Origin of the sequence: Halalkalicoccus subterraneus (genome assembly GCF_003697815.1) — an archaeon.
In the GTDB taxonomy this organism is placed as follows: Archaea; Halobacteriota; Halobacteria; order Halobacteriales; family Halalkalicoccaceae; genus Halalkalicoccus; species Halalkalicoccus subterraneus.
Window position 1 is genome coordinate 36,293 of record NZ_RDQG01000006.1, and the last position, 19,640, is coordinate 55,932.

A 19,640-nucleotide genomic window follows, 5' to 3' on the forward strand; every position below is an offset into this window, starting at 1 on the left:
CACCTCAGAGGACTCCGAATCCCATCAGCAGCGTTCCGATCCCGAAGACGATTCCACTGAAGACGAACAGCACGGCCACGTACCCCATCATGTCCCTGATCGAGAGGCCGGCGATCCCAAGGACCGGTATCGCCCAGAACGGCTGGATCATGTTGGTCCACTGATCGCCCATCGCGAACGCGATCATCATCGTCTCGACGTCGGTTCCGGGGATGTTCTGGGTCGCGTTCACCAGCAGTTCGCCGGTGACGGTCCACTGTCCGCCTCCGGAGGGGACGAAGAAGTTGACGGTGCCCGCCGAGAGAAAGACGAGCAGATACCACGTCGTCTCGGTGGCGTAGTTGGCAGCGGTCGAGGCGATCAGCTCGGCCAGCCCCGACGCGGCCATGATCCCCATGATTCCGCCGTAGAACTGGAACTGAATGATCACCTGGCTGGCCCCCTCGATGGCCTCGCGCAGGACCTCGTAGTAGCTCCGAAAGGACATGTGAAAGACGAACCCGAGCGCGAGCATCGCGGAGATGAAGAGATTGATGTTGATGACCTCGGTAAACGGCGAGGTCGCAAACAGGTAGCCGAGATACACCCACATCAACAGCCCGGTCCCCACACAGAGGAGCTTGCTGTCGACGAGCGCGTCCTTGAGTGCCGACGTCCCCTCCCGGTGTGGATCGACCGCTTGTCCACCGTCGGTCGCGATGTCGGCGTCGGCAGAGCGTAGCTTCTCCGCCGGAATGGTCATCAGATCCTTGTCGGGCGCCATCAGTGGCATGAGCACGAGCGTCACCAGGACGATCGCGCCGATGACCACGAGGTTCGCGGTCGTGAACATGGTCGCTGAGACCGGGATCACCCCGATCGAGTCCTCAAGGAAGTGCCCCGGTGTCGCACTCAACAGATACGAGGCCCCCGAAAGCCCCTGATGCCACGGCAGTAGGCCGGCGTAGGCGGTCGCCACCAGCAGGGGGTAGTGGATCTCGACGCTCTTGCGGTCCATCGCGATCCCCACCTCGCGGGCGAAGATCCCACCCACGACCAGGACCATCCCCCAGTGGAACAGCCCGACCAGCTGGCCGACGACCGCCGTCACCAGAATCGCCTGGCGTTGCGAGCTCGGGATCGTCGCGAGTCGACCCAATACCCGCTTGACCGGCGGCGAGTCGGCAAGCGCCCAGCCGGTCAGCAGCGCGAGCGAGGCCTGCATCGAGAACGTGATGACGTACCAGAACCCCTCGCCCCATTGGGCCGTGACCTCGGCGGGGCCGCTTGGCGTCAGCCAGACGGCCAGCCCCATCGTCACGAACGTCAGAAGCACCGCGAAAATGAACGCGTCGGGCAGGTATCGCTGGACCACCCGGCTGGCACCGGCACCCAACGCGGTAAAGGAGTTACTTATCGAGTTACGGATACGTCCACTCATCTGATCCCATTCCGACTTCGTAGTACGCCTCGAGCACGCTCACCGTCGTTTCTCGGACAGTGTGCCTCAGTAACACTCATACTCGGAAATACGTCTCGACTACCGACAATTAAAGACCATGCTTGCGCCATGACGGTCAGCTGATCAAACGGTCGAGCGCTCGGCGCCAAGCTCCGCGAGTAACTGTCCGAGCTGGATCCGGTCGCTGGTGCCCTCGGTCAGGTCCATGTCGATCTCGCCCGCGCGTCGGTGGATGTCGACGAGCTCGTCCCCGCCGTACCGGGAGCGCGAGACGCTCAGGACGTCCGCCAGGACCTCGCCACCGTCGTAACCCTCGTCGATCAGGAGTTCGTCGAGGAGTTTTCGGGCATCGATGAACTCGCCCTTTTCGGCGTTGACGAGCATGTCCTCGACCCGGTCGTCGATTCCGACCTCGCCGAGCGCCTCGTAGGCCGCCTCCATCGTGATCTCCTCGTCGGCCTCCGCGACGGTCTGGGCGCCCAACACGGCTTTCCGGAGGTCACCATCGGCGTAGCTCGCGACGTACTCGATGCCCTCGGCGTCGTACTCGATACCCTCTCGCTCGGCGATCCGTTCGAGTATTCCGACGGTTTCGTCGGTCGTCGGCGCGCGTACGGGGACGGGGAAACACCGCGAGACGATGGGCGCGATCAGCGCCGAGGGCTGGCGAGTCGTGATGACGAACTGGGCGGCCTCGTGGTGCTGTTCCATCACCCTCCTCAGTGCCTGCTGGAAATCCTCGCGGATCGCTTCTGCGTTGTCGAGCAGGATCGTCTTGTAATCGCCCGAGACGGGCGGGTAGCTCGCCGACTCCTTCAGGACGTGGTTGATCAGGCCGGCCTTCGAGGTCCCGCGGCGGCGTTTGGGCGTGATAAACGGGGAAAATCGGGGATCCTCGGAGAGTTCCTTTTTCGTCATCGAGAAGAAGTCGGCGACGTTGATCTCGACCAGATCGTTCTCCGAGTCGTGGGCTTCACGCGCGAGCGCCCGGACGGCGGCGGTCTTGCCGGCACCCTTTGGGCCGTAGAGCGCGAGGTTGATGGGCTCCTCGCTCGCCCGCGTGAGGTACTCCCTGATTCCCTCTTGTGGAAGCTCCGCGAGCGTCGGGGCGTTCGTTTCGGTCCACAGCGGCGCGTCCATTACCGACCCTTCTCGTGGCGCGGATACAAAGGCGTCGCTCCGCGGTCGGCCGTCGCCGCAGCGTCGTACGTCGAACCTACGTCTCCGTGCGCCACGCTTCGAGACACTCCTCGTCACAGAAATGCAGTGCCGACTCGTAGCCCGGTTCGTCGTCTATTGTTACCCACTCCATCGGGTCGAGGGGTTCACCGCAGTGCTCGCAGAACTCCCGCGTGGTCTCGTTGCTCGGGTTCGGCGTCGTATCGCTCGGCTCCTCCATACACTCGATTGGTGCGTGCCCCTCAAAACGACAGGGGATCGGCGGCCTCCCAGCGCGGGGCGAATTCCTCGTGGATCTCGGCGGCGAAGGCGGGGTCCTTCAGGTCGATAACCGAGAACACCTCGCCCGGTCGAAGGGGGTTCGATACCTGTAGAACCACTTCGACGCCGTCGACGAGGTTGAACGTCCCGTCGAGCCCCTCGGTCGTGCGCACCGAGAACGAGGGGTACTCCGAGAGTCGAGCCCGGTAGCGCTCGCCGACGCTTTCGGGAAGCGTCTCGACGACGTCCGGCGTCATCAGCACCGAGACGTCGACGCCCCGGTCGACGGCGGCTTCGAGGCGCTCGGTCACTACGTCACCTATCTCGTCGAAATCAAACTGCGGCGAGCGGTTCGCGACCACCATGACGATGCTCTCGTCGGCGGCCGAAAGCCGTTCGAGCAGGAGTTCGAGGGTCTCCGTGTCGCCGACGGCCGCGGTCCAGAACTGCTCCTCGATGGGCTCTGCGGTTTCCAGTTCCTCGCTCAGCGTTTCGACGATCTCTTCGTAGCGCCCGAGGGTCTCACGGGCCTCGCGGCGCTTGTCCTCCAGCAAGCGTTCGAGGGCGGTATCGGGCTCGACCGCCACGTACTTCTTGGGTCGGCTCGCCGTCTGGCTCCGGATCAGGTTGTGGCCCTCGATGCTGTTCAGCACGTCGTAGATCCTCCCCATGGGGACGTCGCTGGCACGCGACAACTCTTTTGCCGTTGTCGATCCCATATGTAACAGCGACCGGTAGACACGCGCCTCGTACTCCGAGAGACCGAGGTCCCTGAGACTAGCCATACACTATACTACGGTTCACTATTTATAAACAAACCGGCCGTTGTTATTGCTACTCGGCCGCGAAGAGCTCCGATACCGCGCGTTCGAGTTCGGCGGGACTGCTCGCCGGCTCCGCTTGTCTCCCGTTGACGCTCGCGAGGGCCCCCTTGTGGTCGACGTCGGGGACGATCACGGCCTCGTGGTCGGCGATCCGCAGGGCAGCCCGATGAAGGTCCGAACCGGCCGGTTCACCCACCCGAATCACGAGCGGGCCGTCGACCAGTCGCGAGACGGCCGTCCCATAGGCGGCGAGTTCCGGGCCCAATCGATCGCTCGCACCCGCGTACGCCGCGAGCGCCTCGCGGGCGACCGTACGATATCGGTCTTCCCCCGTGAGGATCGCGAGATCGAGCAGGCCGTCGGCGAGTTCGGCGGTGGCGTCGAGCGGGTAGAGCGGATGGGAGAGCAGTCCAGCCCCCTCGCTTTGTCCGTCCTGGAACCGGCCGTCTTCGACTTGGAGTTCCCCGATCGTGTGGTCGGCGACCGCCCGGGCCCTTGCCAATGCATTCTCGTCGCCCAGTACTTCCCGGGCCGTCGTCAGCGCCTGGAGGACACGAGCCTGATCGCTCAGGACGGTGTGATCGCCGTCGGCACAGTGGGCGACGCAGCCCCCGTCGATCAGTTCGTCGAGAGTCGAGAGAACTCGCTCCGAGAACCGTTTCGCCTCCGCGTCATCGGTGTACGCGTAGTACGTCAACAGCGCGTCGACTGCGAGCGCGTTCGGGCCGGCGTACACGGTCGTATCGACCGGGGGATCGGTCCGGTCTTCGGGCGCGCCGTACGAATCATCGGGACCCGGTGCCTGGCTCGCGGCGACGGCTTCGCCGGTCCAGAGCGTCGTTGTCAGGTATTCGACAGTGCGGCCGGCGGTCTCCCTGTACTCTTCCTCGCCGGTCGCGAGATAGGCGTTCGCGAAGGCCCTGCACAGCGCCGCGTTCTCGTCGGCGAGCTTCTCGTGGGCGATGTCGCTCCAGTCGCGGTTCGCGGCGTACCTGAAAAAGCCCCCCTCGTAATCGTCGTAGAGATGGGTCCGGATCGCGTCGAGGCTCCGGCGCGCGGACTGGCGGTCGCGTTTCAGCGCGAACTCGATCGTTCGGGGCAGGGGGAACTTGGGAGCCTCCCCCCAGCCGCCGTACTGCTCGTCGAAACTCGCTTCGAGTTGCCCGGCGAACTGGCCCTCGATCCCCGTATCGAGAGCTCCCGTCGGCGGGTCGGTCTCGCGGAGCGAGCGCGGAATCCGGCCCGGATCCTCCCGGTCCGTCCAGACCTCCCGAACGCGTTCGAGGACGCTCCGGAGTCCCTCGACGCCGAGCGCGGTCGCACCGGTGAGGATCTTCCCGTCGGGGGTACAGAAGACAATCGAGGGGAACCCGCCCATGTTGTACCGGTCACGAACGCGCGGTCTGCGGTCGACGTCGACCTTGATCGGGACGAACTCCGCGAGGTTGGCCCGGATCTGGGGGTTCTCGAAGGTCGTCTCCTCCATCTCGGTACACTCCACACACCACGTCGCCGAGAGGAAGAGTAGGGCCGGTACGTCCCGCTCGCGGGCGCTCGCGAGCCCCTCTTCCCACGAAAACCAGTCGATCGAACCGGCCGAATCGTTCATACGCTCCGGTAGCGGCGGCACGCGTTAAGGCCCTCCGATCACCGGTCCGGTGGGGTAAACATCGTTTTCAATCGACAAATCGATATATTGATGTGCGTACGCGCGCAGGCTCTTGCAAGGGATATATGCATATCTACAGCGTCACTCGACGGGACGGAACGCTCTCGTCGATCACCGTCGCGGACCCCGACGGTCGAACCGCTTCTTTCGCCGTTGAGAACGGCAAAAGCGGGCGGACGCTGGCACACACCCCGAAAATTTCGGACGCGTGGTGCCGCGAAGCGTGGGCGTTCGCGAACGTCATGATCGCGACGGAACTGGAGACGGCCTGCTCGGCGAGCGCCTGAGTGCTCAGAACAATGTAAAGCGTTTTGGGCGCGCGCCCGGTAGAGGGACGTATGTGGAAGCGCCTGCTGGCGGTGTTGCTGATCGTCCCCCTCGTCGACGCGATCTTCCTGATCGTGGTCGCCGATTGGCTCTCGTGGCCAGTGACGGTGCTGCTCGTCGTGCTGACGGCGCTGTTGGGAACGCTGTTCGTCCGCGCGGAGGGCCGACACACCGTCCGGCGCTTCCAGCGGGCACTCTCCGAGGGCCGGGCGCCGACCGACGAGTTGCTCGACGGCGGCTTTCTGATCGCGGCGGGCGCACTGTTGCTCACGCCCGGACTCGTCACGGACGCCATCGGTTTCCTGTTCGTGCTGCCGCCGAGCCGCTACGCCCTGCGGGGGCTCGTAAAGCGATACGTGGTCCGCCCCTATCTCGAGAAAAAAACGGGCGGGTTCGTCAGCGGGGCCGTCTACACGAACGGTTTTCCCGACGCCGAGGACGACGACACCGTCGACATCGGCTCGGACAGTTACGACGTCCACGAGGGCGAGGGATCGTAGGAAAGAGAAACCCTTAAACAGCACACCGGAATACGTACAGGTGCGTTCGGGCCGATAGCTCAGTCAGGTTGAGCGCTCGGCTGATAACCGGGAGGTCCGCGGTTCAAATCCGTGTCGGCCCACTGTCTCTGTCACTCGACAGGGCGGTTACGCCGCACGGATTTGAATCAGGGAGCAGTTCGTCTGCGACCGTGGTTCAAATCCGTGTCGGCCCATCCCGATCCCACCGGCCGACGGCCGAGGGGAAATCCGGGATCATGCCTCCCCAGCCACCCAATCTTTCGTGGTTTCGTTCACCAACAGCGTCCGACTTCGCGTCTAGTAGTTGTGTTCATTCCGAGCGAGCAGGTGCACCGTCTCGACAGCACGGGATAAGCGACTCCATCGCCCGTCTCTGATCGTCAAACGACATACTTGCCGGTACCGACCCGCCGCTCGTGGCGGAACCAGTCGTCCCGTTCCTCGCCGCCTCCGCGGGTGTGTATGGAAGGTGGACGAACCCCGCCGGGAGGTTGGTGTGGTGGCGGACGGTGTAGAGCGCGCGATTACAACAGTGCGTTCCGGCGGTGTTCGATACCCGGGCGGGGATCCCCGCTTCGAGGAGGGTCTCGACACAGTCGACGACCGGGACGTTCGCGAAGTACGCGTCGGGTCCCTCGGGGACGATCCGCTCGTCGTGTGGCGTCGATCCTGCGTTGTCGGAGGTCGCGCCGGCGTCGGCGACGTTGATCGCGACGCGTTCGACACTGATCGCGCTCCGACCGGCGGCGAGCCCCGCCGAAAGCACTCTATCGGGACGCACCTCGTCGATCGCATCGAGGAGTTCGTTCTCGACACGCGCGAACTCGACGGGCAGGACGCGTCCGACCACGTCTTCTCCGTCGACCGTCTCCCCGTTGAAGTGGGTTGCGAGGCGCTCGCTAGGGTTGGTTTCGTGCTCGGCGAAGGGTTCGTAACCGGTCAGAAGCACCGTCATGCTCCCCGGGACGGATCAGGGGGTGATGGTGCTTGCGATCAGAGCAACAACGAGACAATCGCGAGGATGATGAAGATGATGATGAAGATACGCGCGATCTCCATCGAGATCCCCGCGACGCCGCGTGCGCCAACGGCGGCAGCGATGATCGCGAGGACGAAGAAAACGATCGCGTACTGGAGGAACTCGCCCGAGAACTGCATCGGCGCGAGGACGTCCATCATAGTACTGAGTTGAACCATGTCCGTCTTTCTCCGCCCGCATTCATATAGGTGGTGCCCGCTTCGACGGTGGCCCGGAGCACGCAGTTCAAGACCCTCTCGCCGAAAGGCTTCGTATGGAACTCGCCGCCCAGACGTGGCCCGACCTCGGGAGCTACTTCGAGACGGAATCGCTCGCACTCGTCCCTCTCGGCTCGACCGAACAGCACGGCCCGCATCTCCCCGAAGGAACCGACCACATTATCGCCGAGTCGCTCGCCCGGACCGCAGCCACCCGATCGGGCTTTCTCTGTACGCCGACGATCAACATCGGCGTGAGCCCGCATCACCGCCAGTTCCACGGGACGATGTGGGTCGATGCGCCCGTCTTTCGCGATTACGTGGAAAACCTCGTTTCGAACCTCACTTATCACGGGATCGACCGGGTCGTCTTCGTCAACGCCCACGGCGGTAACGTCGCCCACCTTCGGGAGGTCGGACGGCGGCTTCACGACCGCGAGGAAGCCTATGCGATCGAGTGGATGTGGGACGAGAGCATTCCGACCCTCGTCTCCGACCTCTTCGAACAGAACGGCCCCCACGGCGGTCCCAAGGAGACGGCGATGATTCAGCACCTCGCCGGCGAGCTGGTCCGTGAGGACCGTCTGGAGGAGGCCTACGAGGGCGGAGCCCGGTTCCCGACCGATGGCTCCCATCAGAACGGCGCACGGGTCTTCTACGACTGCATCGATAACTCCGAGAACGGGGTGTTTGGCGACCAGCGCGACGCGACCGCCGAGAAGGGCCAACGCCTGTTCGAGGCCGCCACCGAACAGCTCGTAGAGCTCTGTCAGTGGCTCAACGAGCAGCCCTTCGAGGATCTCGTCGAAAAACCGCACGTCTGAGCCGTTCATTATAATAGTAACAAAACTTATATATTGATAAACTGTATTCTAATTTGATATGAATGTGGGAGAGAACACGTCGACCGGCTACACTCACTCGCGGGAGTTCTCCCACCGGGGGTACGACTTTCGGGTACGGATCAACGATGACCTGATGTCGTACACCGCTACCGCTTCATGCGACGGTGACGTCGTCGTCACCGTTCTGGATCTGGGAGCCGAGGCAGCCCGGTGGTCTCATGCCACCGTCGCCGAGACGGTTCTCGACTGACGTGCGTCACGCCGATAGCGGTGCAGTCGCCGCGGCTTTACGTGGCTGCCCCCTACGGGCGGTGTGAACACGAACGAGGTCCACCGCCAATGGGCGGAGCGATCGGGGGAGTACTCCCCGGACTACTACGCCTACTACGGCCCCGACGGGACGAGCGACCGCATCCGACGGGCGCTCGATTCGCTTTCGGATCCGGAGCCGTCGGTGCTTGAACTGGGCTGTAGTTCTGGTCGTCATCTCGCCCACCTCTATGAGCACGGCTACCGGGACCTCTCGGGGATCGAGATCAACGACGAGGCTCTCGACGTGATGGCCGAGAACTACCCCGATCTGGCCGCCGAGGGCACCTTCCATGTCGACGCGATCGAGTCGGTTCTTCCAGAGTTTGAGGACGGCAGCTTCGACGTCGTCTTCTCGGTCGAGACGCTCCAGCATATCCACACCGACAACGAGTGGGTCTTCGCCGACATCGCAAGAGTCGCGGACGACCTCCTCGTGACGGTCGAAAACGAGGGCAACGACGAGGAGTCGGTCAACTACGTCAAAGACGAGTTCCCGCTGTACTACCGCGACTGGCGGGCTGTTTTCGGCGCTCTAGGGTTCGATCACGTCGATTCCGAATCGCTCGATCGGGACACGTTCCGCACGTTCCGCCCGGCGGACGCCTCGTCCGAGCCGTCGATCTGAGGTCAATCTTTACATATCAAATTTATGTTTATATATCAATATATAAAAGATATAAATATATCGGGAACTATTGATACGACTGATAGCCATGACCACACACCCCGAAGGCCATTGTCGCACCTGTGGCGAGCCGCTCCTGTTCCGTCCGTGTCTTAACTGCCGGCGTTCGGGACGACCGCCGCTTTCCACATTCGATCCAATCGGGAACGGATCTGTGTCGACCGGTCGACGGTAACTCAGGGCCGGTCGTTGCGGTGTTCGGTTCCGTACCGCGCTTCGGTCCCGTACTCGAACCCCAGAGAGGAGAGTCCCTCACTCCGGCCGACCGCGCTGTCGGCGTCACTCGGGGTCGATCGGATCTCGCCTGCGAGGCTCGTGATCACGTAGCCGACGGCGAGCGCGGCGAGGATCGAGCCGTGCCCGAGCTGAAAGAGGGTGTAGCCCTCGAAGAACTGATGGATCGCAAACCCCGTCGCGAGCGCGAACATCCCGGCGTCCACACGCCGGTAATCGAGCGTGCCGTGGACGAGCGGCCCGAGAACGAGCAGACAGTACGCCAGCCCGCCGATCAGTCCGGTACGGATGAAAATCGAGAGATAGGAGTTGTGGACGCTGCCCCCGACGTCGGTGTACGGCTCGATCGCGGTCCCCGTGCCGATGATCCCCTGGCCGAACAGCCCCGAGTCGTACCGGGTCGCCTCGATTCCAGCTTGCCAGAGCGTAAATCGGTTCGCGGGGTCGATCGGGAGGACGGAGTGGTAGATCAACACGAGAAAGACGGGGACACTGACGGCGATCCCGACGACCGCGATCGGCAGAAGCCGCCTGTCTGTCGCGACGAGAGCGTAGACCACGACCGCGACGGCGGCCGCGAGCATGCTCGCGCGGCTGTTCGAGAGGTAGAGACCCGCCGCGGTGATCGCCAGCCATCCGAGTGGAGCGGCGGCGAGCAGCGGATAGTCCGAGCGGCTGATCGTCCGGTGGAACGCGACGGCGCTCGCGAAGACACCGGCGAAGGCGAGCAGCCCGAACGTGTTCGGGTTCGCGAACACCGAGCGAAGCACCGGGACCTCGCCGAACCCGCCGAACGAAACGGTGGCGCTCCAGGTTCGAATCTCGAAGATCCAGAGGCTGAAATCGCCGTAGACGATCGCCGGGAGCGCAAGCAGCGTCGCGCCGGCCGCGACGCCCGCGACCGTCCAGTAGACCGCGTCGGCCGAGACGTACCGCGGGAGAACGAAGCAGTTGAACGCGAGGAGGATACCGGCGAAGACCGGAAAGAGACCGAGCCCGGTGGCCGAACCGAACTCCTGGGCGTGAGAGAAGAAGATCCCGGTCACGACAACGGCGACCCCGAGATACGGGGCGGCAACGGGGAGAAACCGTCCGAGATCGTCCCGGACGAGGGTAAACACGAACAGGAGAAACAGGACGGCCAGAAGCTCGATCCGACGGAACCCGAGGCCGCCGACGACCAGCACGAGCAGGACGGTTCCGAGTGCGAACGTGAGTGCGACCTGCAGGGAAAACAGCGGCGAGATCCCTCCGTGTCGTCGCGCGTCGTACTGGTTGAACGCGATCGCCACGAGGAAGAGATACATGAGAACGAGATGGACCGACCGGAACTGCTCGGTCGTGCTCGCGAGTACCGCGAGGAGGAACGTTGCCGCAAACAGGAGGTCTGTGAGGCGATCCATGGGACGATGTCGGGATAGGAGTTGGTAGGTGTTGGTTGTGGAGGATCAAATAGGTAATCACCGACACGGGTCGCCGACCTTACCCGTCGAACGTCCAGTTCGTCTCCAGGTTTGGCGTGTTCGCGAGGGTCTGGTACACCACGCAGTACTTCTCGGTGGACCGCTGGAGCGCCGCTGCGGTGTCGGCCTCGACGTCGCCGTCGACGACGATATCGAGGCGGATCTCCTCGAAGCCGACCGGGACGTCCTCGTCGATTCCCATGGTCCCGCGCAGGTCGAGATCTCCGCTCACCTCGGTCCCGATCGCCGCGTCGAGCCCGAACGCGTCGGCGACCGCCTGGGCGGTGAGCTGGGCACACGCCGCGAGCGCCCCCAGCAACAGGTCGCCCGAACACGCGCCGGTTCCCGGCCCTGCCGCCCCTTCGTGGAGTTCGGCCTCGTAGACGGCCCGTCCGATATCGACGTCACACGACCGGACGTCCGACTGCTCCTCGCCACTGGCCGACAGCGTGATTCGCGCCGCATCGGGATCCTTCTCGTACTGCTCTTTCAGCGGTGCCTGCTCCTCTTGCAAGGTATTCTCTCCCATATACTTCGATATATCCCGGTGCTACTTACGTCTAGTCGTCGCGGAACCGGCGGCCGTCACCTCCTTGCGAACGTTTAGGGTCCGACTCGTTGATCGACCGGTCGTGAACGCGCTTTCCTACCCCACGAAGCGGCGATGGCTCGCGTGGGGAGCGCTGGCGACCGTCTTCCTGCTGGTCAACGTTCACCGGCTCTCGACGGCGGTCCTTTCCGAGCGGCTGACGACTGATTTCGCCGTCTCGGCCGCCCGGTTGGGGACGCTTCACGCCTCGTTTTTCCTCGTGTACGCCGTCGTCCAGATTCCGACGGGCGTGCTCGCCGACCGGGTCGGGCCTCGCCACGTCGGCTCGGGCGGGGCCGTTCTCCTGAGTCTCGGCGCGATCGGGTTCGCGCTCGCCGGGAGCTACCCTGTCGCGCTCCTCGCCCGAGCATTGATCGGGCTCGGGGGCGGCGTCATCTTCGTCTCGACCCTCCGGTTCTGTGCGAACTGGTTCCGCCGTGAGGAGTTCGGAACGATGACGGGCCTGACCGCAGGTGTCGCCGGCCTCGGGGCGATCCTCGCGACGACGCCGCTCGCGGTCGCCGCCGAGCGCTTGGGCTGGCGGAGGACGTTCCTCGGGCTTGCGGCCGTCGGCTTTCTCGCCGCGGTCGCGGTGTATGCTCTCGCGCGGAGCTCGCCCGGCGCCGCCGGGCTCGAACCGATCGAGGACGTCCCCGAACAGCCCGTGGTCTCGCTTTCGCGGACGAAATCTCACTTGTGGACGCTCGCAGGCGACCTCGACCAGTGGCTGCTCTCGACCGTCTTCTTCGCGGGTATGGGGACGATCCTGACGCTGATCGGGCTATGGGGTGTGCCGTATCTCGTGGTCGTCTACGGCCTCGACGTGACGACCGCATCGTACTACACCCTGCTCGGATCCGTCGGGATGCTGATCGGCCCACCTGCAATCGGCTGGATTTCGGACAGGATCGAACGGCGACTCCCACCCATGTGTGTCGGTCTCGCGCTATTCGCGCTCGCCCTCGGGATCGTGCCCGTCACGGGCAGGCCTCCGCTTCCGGTCGTCGCCGGGATCTACTTCTGCTGTGGCTTTCTGGTCGGGTCCGCAGTGCTCGCTCTGTCGGCCGTCAAGGAGCGCTACCCGCCCGAGGCCAGCGGCGTGGCCACCGCGACGGTCAACACCGCCGGGTTCGTCGGCGCGACGGTCTTTCCGACGGCGATGGGGGTCGCCCTTGATGCTTACCGCACCGGCGACGCCGTCGGTGGGACGGTCGTCTACACCGAGTTCGGCTACCGGGTCGCCTTCGCCATCATCGCCGGGGCGGTCGCGATCGCCTTTTGCTGCTCGCTGTGGCTGTTCGTCCGCGAGCGATAGCGCTTGCGAGGCCGTGGACTGAGAACCGCAAAGTGACGCGATGCTCGCAGGCGAACGCGCGGACGCCCTATTATCTTCGCTCTGCCCTCGTCGCAGTGAAGGTCGTTCGTGCGGCTCCGAAACCGCTGTCGGTACCTTTCCATGTCGGACCACGACGATTTCAAACGCCATTCGCTACTAAAGGTCATAGTCGTGCGCATCGAAAGGGACTGTATGGAGTCGACGGAGTTCGTCCGTCGAACGGGGGAGGGGGCGACCCGCACTGAGTTCGATCGACGAGTCGAACGACAGGCCGAGGCGCTTCGGGCCGCGTTCGCTGACGACGAGTTCGACCCGGGGTACGCCGTCGGACTCGAACTCGAAGGCTACGCCGTCGACGGTCGGGGCCGCCTCGCTTCCATGCCCGAACCGGTGTTCGGATCGATCTGCGAGCGGGAACTCGGTCGCCATAATGCGGAGCTGAACACCCCGCCGACCTCGTTCGACGCGGCGGGAATCGATGCGCAGGCGAGCATGCTTGAGGAACGGTTGTTCGGTCTCCGACACGCGCTCGCCGAGTTCGACCTCGGGTTCGTCACCGACGGGATGTGGACGATCGGCCCGCCGACGGGTGTCTCCTCGTATTTGGGTGACACTCGAGTCGAAGGGGGAGTCTCTCTGCCGACGCACGTGTCACCGGCCCCGCGCTACTATGCGCTTGATGCCGACATCACCGCTTTCGGACCCGTCTCGCTCTTGGTGCCGGGCTGTCGACGTACCTTTCCGACGATCCTGGTCGAGTCGCTTGCGGCCTCGATGCAGGTCCACCTGCAGGTTCCGACCACACAGTTCGCCCGGTACTACAACGCGGCCCTTCGGACCGCCGGACCGCTAGTGGCGCTGGCGGCGAACTCGCCGTTTCTCCCGCCCGAACTCTACGAGGCTGATCCCGAGACCGTTCTCGAGGGACCGGTCGAACTGCGCGTTCCCGTCTTCGAGTCGATGAACGTCCGCGAACCCGGCAAGGTCCGTTTTCCCCGCGACGTCGAGGGGCCGGGTGACGTCCTCGACAACCTCGTCGCTGATCGCACGTGTGTTCCGTGTCTCAGCGAGTGGTTCGACTCGGGTGAGGGGTTCGGAGCCGACTTCTGGGAGCTGATCCACAAACAGGGCACCTACTGGCGGTGGGTGCGTCCGATCTTCGGTCCCGACGGGCTCCGGATCGAGTACCGGCCGCTGTCGGCCCAGCCGACCGCCGCCGACGTGATCGCGTTTCAGGCGCTCGTGGTCGGACTGCTCCACGGGATCGTTTCGAGTGACCACCCGCTCTCGGAACTGCCGTGGATCGACGCGCGCGAATCGTTCTACGCGGCGGTCGAGGACGGTCTCGACGCCCGATTGGTCTGGATCGCGCGCGACGGCGATCGGACGACCGACCCCGCGACGCTCTACGGCGAACTGTTCGACCTCGCTCGCGCAGGGCTTCGATCCCGTGGGCTCGACGCACAGCGGATCGAGACGCTGCTCGCGCCGGCGGAACGACGCTGGCAGGAACGTACGACCCCGGCGATGTGGAAACGTGAGCGGGTTCGTGCCCACCTCGAAGGAAAGGGGCTCCACAGCGCAATCGAGGCCGCCCAGCGGGAGTACATCCGGCGGGCCGCGACCGGCGAGCCGTTCATCGCGTGGCTGGAGTAACCACCTGGCGCACGACGAGTGCGCGACCGGAGACAGGAGTTATGTGGGCGGGTTCGGACGGTCGAGTATGAACACCGAGCACATGGCAGCGCTGCTCGCACCCGATTCGATCGCGGTCGTCGGCGCGAGCCCCGACTCGTGGTACGCCTCGAACCTGATCGAGAACCTCGACGCGTACGGCTACGACGGCGACACCTACTACGTGAACCCGGGCCGCGACGAGGCGTGGGGTCAGCCGTGTCACGATTCGATCACCGACGTGCCGGCGACGGTCGATCTCGTCGTCGTGAGCGTCCCCCGCGAGTACGTCCTCGGGGTCGTCGAGGACGCCGGCGAGATGGGTGTCCCGAGCGCGCTGGTCATCACCGCGGGGTTCGGCGAGGCCGACGACGAGGGTGCGGCTCTCGAAGGGCGGTTGAGTGATCTGGCCGAGGAGTACGAGATGGCGATCTGCGGGCCCAACACCATCGGGCTGGCGAACACTCACGACGAGACGGTGATCACCTCGACCTGTTCGCGCAAACCCGGCAAAGGCTCGATCGGACTGGTGAGTCAGTCGGGCGCGCTCGCCTTCACCACGTTCTACGAGCGGGCCGCCGACGAGGACATCGACTTCGCCTACGTCGTCGCCACCGGCAACGAAGCCGCCCTCTCGATGGCCGACTACGTCGATTTCCTGGCCGATTCCGAGCGTTGCGAGGCGATCTGTGCGTACATCGAGGGGATCGACGATCCCCGGCGGTTCGTCGACGTCGCGACTGAGGCGGTGCGGGACGGAACCCCGGTCCTCGCGACGAAGGTCGGGCGCTCGGCCGTCGCCGAGCAGGCCTCGCTCTCGCATACGGGCTCGGTGTCGGGCGACGCCGCCGCGTGGGACGCCGCCTTCGAGCGTGCGGGGATCGAGCGCGTCCCCGACATCCCCGACCTGCTCGGCAGATCCCGGGTCCACACCGCCTTCGACGCCCCGGAGAGCGAGAACGTCTGTCTCGCCTCGACCAGCGGCGGCCTTGCGAGCCTGCTTGCCGATATGGCCGCCGAACGCGACCTCTCGTTGCCCCCATTGGAGGGCGAAACCGAGCAAGCGCTGTTGGACATGGAGGACCTGCTGACCTTCGGCGAGATGCACAATCCCGCCGACATCAGAGGGTATGGCGCGGACGTTCTTCCCGAGATCGCAGAAGTACTGCTCGCCGACGACGCGTTCGACGCCTACGTGTTCGCGGTCGGACTTCCGGCGGTCGGCGAGCGCGCCGAGGGGATCGCCGACGCGATGCTCGAAGTGCGAGAGATGGCCGACGATCCTGTTCTCTTCCTCTGGACCGGGCGGAAGGAAAGCGATGGAAGCGAGCCGCCGCTGCCCTACGAGCGGGTGCGCCGGGAGACGCCGCTGTACTACGACCCCGGCCGATGTCTCGACGCGCTTTCCTCGCTGGTCCGGTTCGGCGAGCGAACCGACCGGGAACCCACGCGGTCGCTGACCGAGGTCCCAACGATCGAGACGCCGTCGCTTCCGGTCGAGAGCGTCTTGACGTGGGAGGAGGGGGAACGACTGCTGGCGGCAGGAGGCGTCGACCCCGCAGAGACTCGGCTCGCGACGAGCCCCGAACGGGCGACCGAGCACGCGGCGGCGTTGGGCGGGCCGGTCGTCCTGAAGGTCGACTCCCGAGACCTCCCCCACCGCACCGACGCGGGCGCGGTCGCCGTCGGCGTCGATCCCGAGGACGCGGCCGAGCAGTACGAGCGGGTCGTAGAGAACGCCCGGGAGTACCTGCCCGACGCAGCCGACATCGAAGGTGTTCTGGTTCAGGAGCAGACCGACCTCGACTCGTCCACGGAGGTTCTGGTGGGTATCTCGACCGACGAGAGCTTCGGTCCGATTCTCACCATTGCACCGGGCGGCGAACTGGTCGAACTGTTCGGTCCCGACGCGGGCGTGACGCTGCTCCCGCCGGTCGAGCCCGCTGAGGTCCGCCAGGCAATCGCTGATACCCCGCTCGGTGATCTTCTGAGCGGCTATCGCGGCCGCTCGCCGGGCGATATCGACGCGCTCACGGAGCTCGTCGCCCGGGTCGGCGACCTCGCGGTCGGCGCGCGTGAGCCGCGGATCGACGAACTCGACCTGAACCCCGTGCTCGTTCACCCCGAGGAAGCAGGCGTCTCGATCGTCGATATCCTCGCTCGGACCGGACCCTAAACGTTCGGAAGCACCTCCTCTCCCATCAGTTCGAGCGACTCGCAGGCCCGCTCGTACGGGAGGCCGGGCCAGTGTGAGCGCACGACGACATGGCTCGCATCGAGCTCCTCCTCGTAGCGTTCGAGCTCCGCACAGACTTCTGCGGGAGTTCCCAGCACGAACCGGTCCTCGGCGAGCTCCTCGAACGGGCGGTGGAGGTCTTCGGTGTCCTCCATCGCCTCGTCCTGTCCCCACGAGACGTAGCGCTGGTACTTCTCCTCGAGATGCTCGCGGGCGATTTCGACGGCCTCCTCGTGGGTCGGCGCGACGAACGCCTCGCGGATCACCGGTAGCTTCGTGTTCTCCCCGCGATCCTCGCGAATCGGATCGTAACACCGCGCCTTCTGCTCTTTGATCTCCCCGACGGTCGCGTGGGGGTTGACCAGCCACGCGTCCGCGATGCGGGCGGACCGCTCGACGGCCCGATCGGCGTTCGCCGCCAGCCAGACAGGGATGGAATTCTCGGGCTGAATCGGAATCGTGGCCTCGGTGACCGAGTAGAACTCGCCATCGTGGGTGACACGTTCCTCGGTCAGCAGTCGCCGAGTGAGCTGTAGCCCCTCGATTAGGCGGGGAACGCGTTCGGATTTCGCGATCCCGAAGGCCTCGAACTCGGCGTCGCGGTAGCCTGCACCGACGCCGAAGGCCGTCGGACCGTCGTGGAGCGCGTCGATCGTCGCCACCTGCTCTGCGATCTCGACGGGGTGATAGAACGGCAGGAGGACGATCCCGGTTGCGATCTCCATGTCTCCGACTTCGCCGGTGAGCCGACCGAGAAAGGGCAGGAGCTGTAACTGCGTGAAATCCGAGAGGTAGTGCTGGCCCGCCATCACCTGATCGAAACCGGCCTCCTCTGCGGTCCGCGCGATCCGGAGTATTCCCTCCCGAAGCTCCGGACCCGTCTCGTGCTCGGCCGTCTGTGGGTTGACGTACACGCCGAATTTCATGCCACGGGATGTCGCGCCCGTCGCTTAAGCGTTCTGACGGCGGCCGGAACGACGGGATCCCCGCCGTCACCGCCACTCCTAAGAGCCGACTCGCGGATAGACTACCATGATCGAGGAAGGCGAGCCGGCGCCCGATTTCACGGTCCCGATCGCCCGCGGCGAGGCGTACAACGACGTCGGGGAGTTCTCCCTCTCGGAACACGTGGGCGAAGGCCCGGTCGTCCTCGCCTTCTTCCCCGCGGCGTTCACCAGCGGCTGTACCGAGGAGATGTGCACCTTCCGCGATTCGCTGAGCGCCTTCGAGGCGGTGGATGCAAGCGTTTACGGGCTCAGCACCGACCTTCCATTCGCCCAGAACGAATTCATCCGACAGGAGGGACTTACCTTCCCCTTACTGAGCGACTTCGAGCACGAGGCGATCCGCGCGTACGGCGTCGTCCGTGAGGACTTCTACGACGTGCTGTTCGTCGCCGAGCGTTCGGTGTTCGTCCTCGACGAGCGGGGAACGGTCGTCTACCGGTGGGTCGAGTCGGAATCGGATACGGATTTCGAGGCGCTCGTCGGGAAGGTCCGTGAGGTCGCCGAAACGCTTTCCGAGCGATAGCGCGGACTACGACGGGATCGCCTACTCGTCGGCCAGCAACGCCTCGTCGCCGTACTCCTCGCGTAAGTGTTGGAGGTACTCCCGTTGTTCTGCAAGCCGCGGGGTCGGCTCCGCGAACGCGTGTTCGAACATCGACTTCGGATCGGCCTCGTACCCCTCAGCCCGGTCGACGAGCTCCGTAATCGACTCCTCGATCCCCTCTTCCACTTCTTCGATCCGTTCGTCGTCGAGAACCCCCTCGTCACGGAGATACGCCTCGAACCGGTCGATGGGGTCCCGCTCCTTCCACTCCTCGACCTCCTCGTCGTCGCGATAGTTCGATGGATCGTCGGCCGTCGTATGCGCCCCGTAGCGGTACTGAATCGCCTCGATCAGCGTCGAGCGGCGTTGTCCGTCGTCGGGATCGAGTGCCTTCTCGCGGGCGGCCCGGGTCACGGCGTAGACCGCGAGTGGATCCATGCCGTCGACTTGGACGCCCTCGAAACCGTAGGCGCTGGCTTTCCCCGCGAGCGTCTCGCTTGCGGTCTGGCGCTTGCGGGGCACGGAAATCGCCCACTGGTTGTTGTTACAGAAGAAGACGTTTGGCGTGTCGAAGACGCCCGCGAAGTTGAGCGCCTCGTGGAAGTCGCCCTCGCTGGTTGCCCCGTCCCCGAAGTGCGCGACGGTCACGTGCTCGTCGCCGTTGAGCTTCGCGGCCCACGCGTAGCCCACCGCATGGGGAATGTGGTCGCCGATGGTGATGTTGAGTGGGAACACCTCGATGTCTGCGAGACGGGCGTTGCCCGCCTCGTGGCCCATCCAGTAGAGCAGGTACTCCCAGGGCATCCCGCGGGCAACGAGCGCGCCGTGTTCGCGGTACTGATAGGCGATCATGTCGTCGTCGGCCAGCGCGTAAGTGCTGCCGATCTGGGACCCCTCCTGGCCCGCGAGCGAGGAGTACGTCCCCATCCGTCCCTGGCGCTGGAGGCTGATCATGCGCTCGTCGAACCGCCGACAGAAGCGCATGTCCCGGTACATCGCCGCCCACTGCTCGTCGCTCAGATCCGGAACGAGCGCGGGCGCGAGCACGCTTCCATCCGGCGCGAGCACCTCGATCCGGTCGCCCGGATTCCGGTCGAAGAGGGATCCTCCCATACTCGTGGTACTCGGGGACGTTGGGCATAAAACGCGCCCATCCAACCGGATCAATACGTATCAGTAAGATTTATTATGGTGTATGTTATACTGTATCATGTACCTGCCGAAGAAAGGGGTAGGAACGATATCCGAACGAATCAT

The 19,640-nt window shown here is 64.8% G+C and carries 20 protein-coding genes and 1 tRNA gene; 10 read left to right on the forward strand and 11 right to left on the reverse strand.

Annotation, left to right across the window (positions count from 1 at the left end):
- Positions 1–4: 4 nt before the first annotated feature.
- From EAO80_RS01295 to EAO80_RS01315, 5 genes are all read right to left on the reverse strand, one after another.
- A complete protein-coding gene (locus EAO80_RS01295; RefSeq protein ID WP_122088141.1) occupies positions 5–1,420 on the reverse strand; it encodes a short-chain fatty acid transporter in 1,416 nt (471 codons plus the stop codon).
- 144 nt (positions 1,421–1,564) lie between these two features.
- Positions 1,565–2,581: an AAA family ATPase gene (locus EAO80_RS01300; protein ID WP_122088142.1), complete on the reverse strand. Its 1,017-nt coding sequence runs from the start codon at positions 2,579–2,581 to the stop codon at positions 1,565–1,567.
- Between the two features lie 76 nt (positions 2,582–2,657).
- The gene (locus tag EAO80_RS01305) at positions 2,658–2,840 is read right to left on the reverse strand and encodes a DUF7576 family protein (RefSeq protein ID WP_122088143.1); all 183 of its coding nucleotides are present in this window, start codon (positions 2,838–2,840) and stop codon (positions 2,658–2,660) included.
- Between the two features lie 22 nt (positions 2,841–2,862).
- Positions 2,863–3,666, reverse strand: a complete 804-nt coding sequence (locus EAO80_RS01310; protein WP_122088144.1) for a TrmB family transcriptional regulator — start codon at positions 3,664–3,666, stop codon at positions 2,863–2,865.
- Positions 3,667–3,715: 49 nt separating this feature from the next.
- Complete coding sequence (locus tag EAO80_RS01315; protein WP_122088145.1) at positions 3,716–5,314, reverse strand: DUF255 domain-containing protein; 1,599 nt, start codon at positions 5,312–5,314, stop codon at positions 3,716–3,718.
- 92 nt (positions 5,315–5,406) lie between these two features.
- On the opposite strand from EAO80_RS01315, the gene EAO80_RS01320 reads away from it, so the two are divergent.
- From EAO80_RS01320 to EAO80_RS01330, 3 genes are all read left to right on the forward strand, one after another.
- A complete protein-coding gene (locus tag EAO80_RS01320) occupies positions 5,407–5,661 on the forward strand; it encodes a hypothetical protein (RefSeq protein WP_245998383.1) in 255 nt (84 codons plus the stop codon).
- A 51-nt stretch (positions 5,662–5,712) separates the two neighbouring features.
- The gene (locus EAO80_RS01325; RefSeq protein WP_122088147.1) at positions 5,713–6,201 is read left to right on the forward strand and encodes an FxsA family protein; all 489 of its coding nucleotides are present in this window, start codon (positions 5,713–5,715) and stop codon (positions 6,199–6,201) included.
- A gap of 48 nt (positions 6,202–6,249) precedes the next feature.
- Positions 6,250–6,323 (forward strand) — tRNA-Ile (locus tag EAO80_RS01330).
- A gap of 209 nt (positions 6,324–6,532) precedes the next feature.
- Here the strand turns inward: EAO80_RS01330 and EAO80_RS01335 are convergent.
- Both EAO80_RS01335 and EAO80_RS01340 read right to left on the reverse strand, forming a co-directional pair.
- Positions 6,533–7,177 carry a pyroglutamyl-peptidase I family protein gene (locus EAO80_RS01335; RefSeq protein ID WP_122088148.1) on the reverse strand — a complete coding sequence of 215 codons (645 nt, stop codon included), beginning with the start codon at positions 7,175–7,177 and terminating at the stop codon, positions 6,533–6,535.
- Between the two features lie 38 nt (positions 7,178–7,215).
- On the reverse strand, positions 7,216–7,419 hold the full coding sequence (locus tag EAO80_RS01340; protein WP_211330606.1) for a DUF1328 family protein: 204 nt from the start codon (positions 7,417–7,419) through the stop codon (positions 7,216–7,218).
- A gap of 95 nt (positions 7,420–7,514) precedes the next feature.
- Here EAO80_RS01340 and EAO80_RS01345 point away from each other — a divergent pair, with 95 nt between their 5' ends.
- From EAO80_RS01345 to EAO80_RS01355, 3 genes are all read left to right on the forward strand, one after another.
- Complete coding sequence (locus EAO80_RS01345; RefSeq protein ID WP_122088150.1) at positions 7,515–8,282, forward strand: creatininase family protein; 768 nt, start codon at positions 7,515–7,517, stop codon at positions 8,280–8,282.
- Positions 8,283–8,340: 58 nt separating this feature from the next.
- Positions 8,341–8,553 carry a hypothetical protein gene (locus EAO80_RS01350; RefSeq protein WP_122088151.1) on the forward strand — a complete coding sequence of 71 codons (213 nt, stop codon included), beginning with the start codon at positions 8,341–8,343 and terminating at the stop codon, positions 8,551–8,553.
- Between the two features lie 63 nt (positions 8,554–8,616).
- The gene (locus tag EAO80_RS01355) at positions 8,617–9,240 is read left to right on the forward strand and encodes a class I SAM-dependent methyltransferase (protein ID WP_122088152.1); all 624 of its coding nucleotides are present in this window, start codon (positions 8,617–8,619) and stop codon (positions 9,238–9,240) included.
- Between the two features lie 236 nt (positions 9,241–9,476).
- Here EAO80_RS01355 and EAO80_RS01365 read toward each other — a convergent pair whose 3' ends face one another.
- Positions 9,477–10,937 (reverse strand): O-antigen ligase family protein, encoded by a 1,461-nt coding sequence (locus tag EAO80_RS01365; protein WP_245998384.1) that lies wholly within the window; start codon positions 10,935–10,937, stop codon positions 9,477–9,479.
- Between the two features lie 79 nt (positions 10,938–11,016).
- The gene (locus EAO80_RS01370; RefSeq protein WP_122088153.1) at positions 11,017–11,526 is read right to left on the reverse strand and encodes an OsmC family protein; all 510 of its coding nucleotides are present in this window, start codon (positions 11,524–11,526) and stop codon (positions 11,017–11,019) included.
- 103 nt (positions 11,527–11,629) lie between these two features.
- Between EAO80_RS01370 and EAO80_RS01375 the strand changes: the two genes are divergently transcribed.
- The 3 genes from EAO80_RS01375 to EAO80_RS01385 all read left to right on the forward strand — a co-directional run bounded on the left by EAO80_RS01375 (position 11,630) and on the right by EAO80_RS01385 (position 16,772).
- A complete protein-coding gene (locus EAO80_RS01375; RefSeq protein ID WP_122088154.1) occupies positions 11,630–12,901 on the forward strand; it encodes an MFS transporter in 1,272 nt (423 codons plus the stop codon).
- Positions 12,902–13,114: 213 nt separating this feature from the next.
- Positions 13,115–14,578, forward strand: coding sequence for a hypothetical protein (locus tag EAO80_RS01380; protein ID WP_122088155.1), 1,464 nt, complete (start codon positions 13,115–13,117; stop codon positions 14,576–14,578).
- Between the two features lie 67 nt (positions 14,579–14,645).
- Entirely contained in the window at positions 14,646–16,772 is a 2,127-nt protein-coding gene (locus EAO80_RS01385) for an acetate--CoA ligase family protein (protein ID WP_122088156.1), read from the forward strand.
- Here the strand turns inward: EAO80_RS01385 and EAO80_RS01390 are convergent.
- Entirely contained in the window at positions 16,769–17,758 is a 990-nt protein-coding gene (locus EAO80_RS01390) for an LLM class flavin-dependent oxidoreductase (RefSeq protein ID WP_122088157.1), read from the reverse strand. The genes EAO80_RS01385 and EAO80_RS01390 overlap by 4 nt on opposite strands.
- Positions 17,759–17,864: 106 nt before the next feature.
- Between EAO80_RS01390 and EAO80_RS01395 the strand changes: the two genes are divergently transcribed.
- A complete protein-coding gene (locus EAO80_RS01395) occupies positions 17,865–18,362 on the forward strand; it encodes a redoxin domain-containing protein (protein ID WP_122088158.1) in 498 nt (165 codons plus the stop codon).
- Positions 18,363–18,383: 21 nt separating this feature from the next.
- Here EAO80_RS01395 and pdhA read toward each other — a convergent pair whose 3' ends face one another.
- Entirely contained in the window at positions 18,384–19,496 is a 1,113-nt protein-coding gene (gene pdhA, locus EAO80_RS01400; RefSeq protein WP_122088159.1) for a pyruvate dehydrogenase (acetyl-transferring) E1 component subunit alpha, read from the reverse strand.
- Positions 19,497–19,640 lie beyond the last annotated feature (144 nt).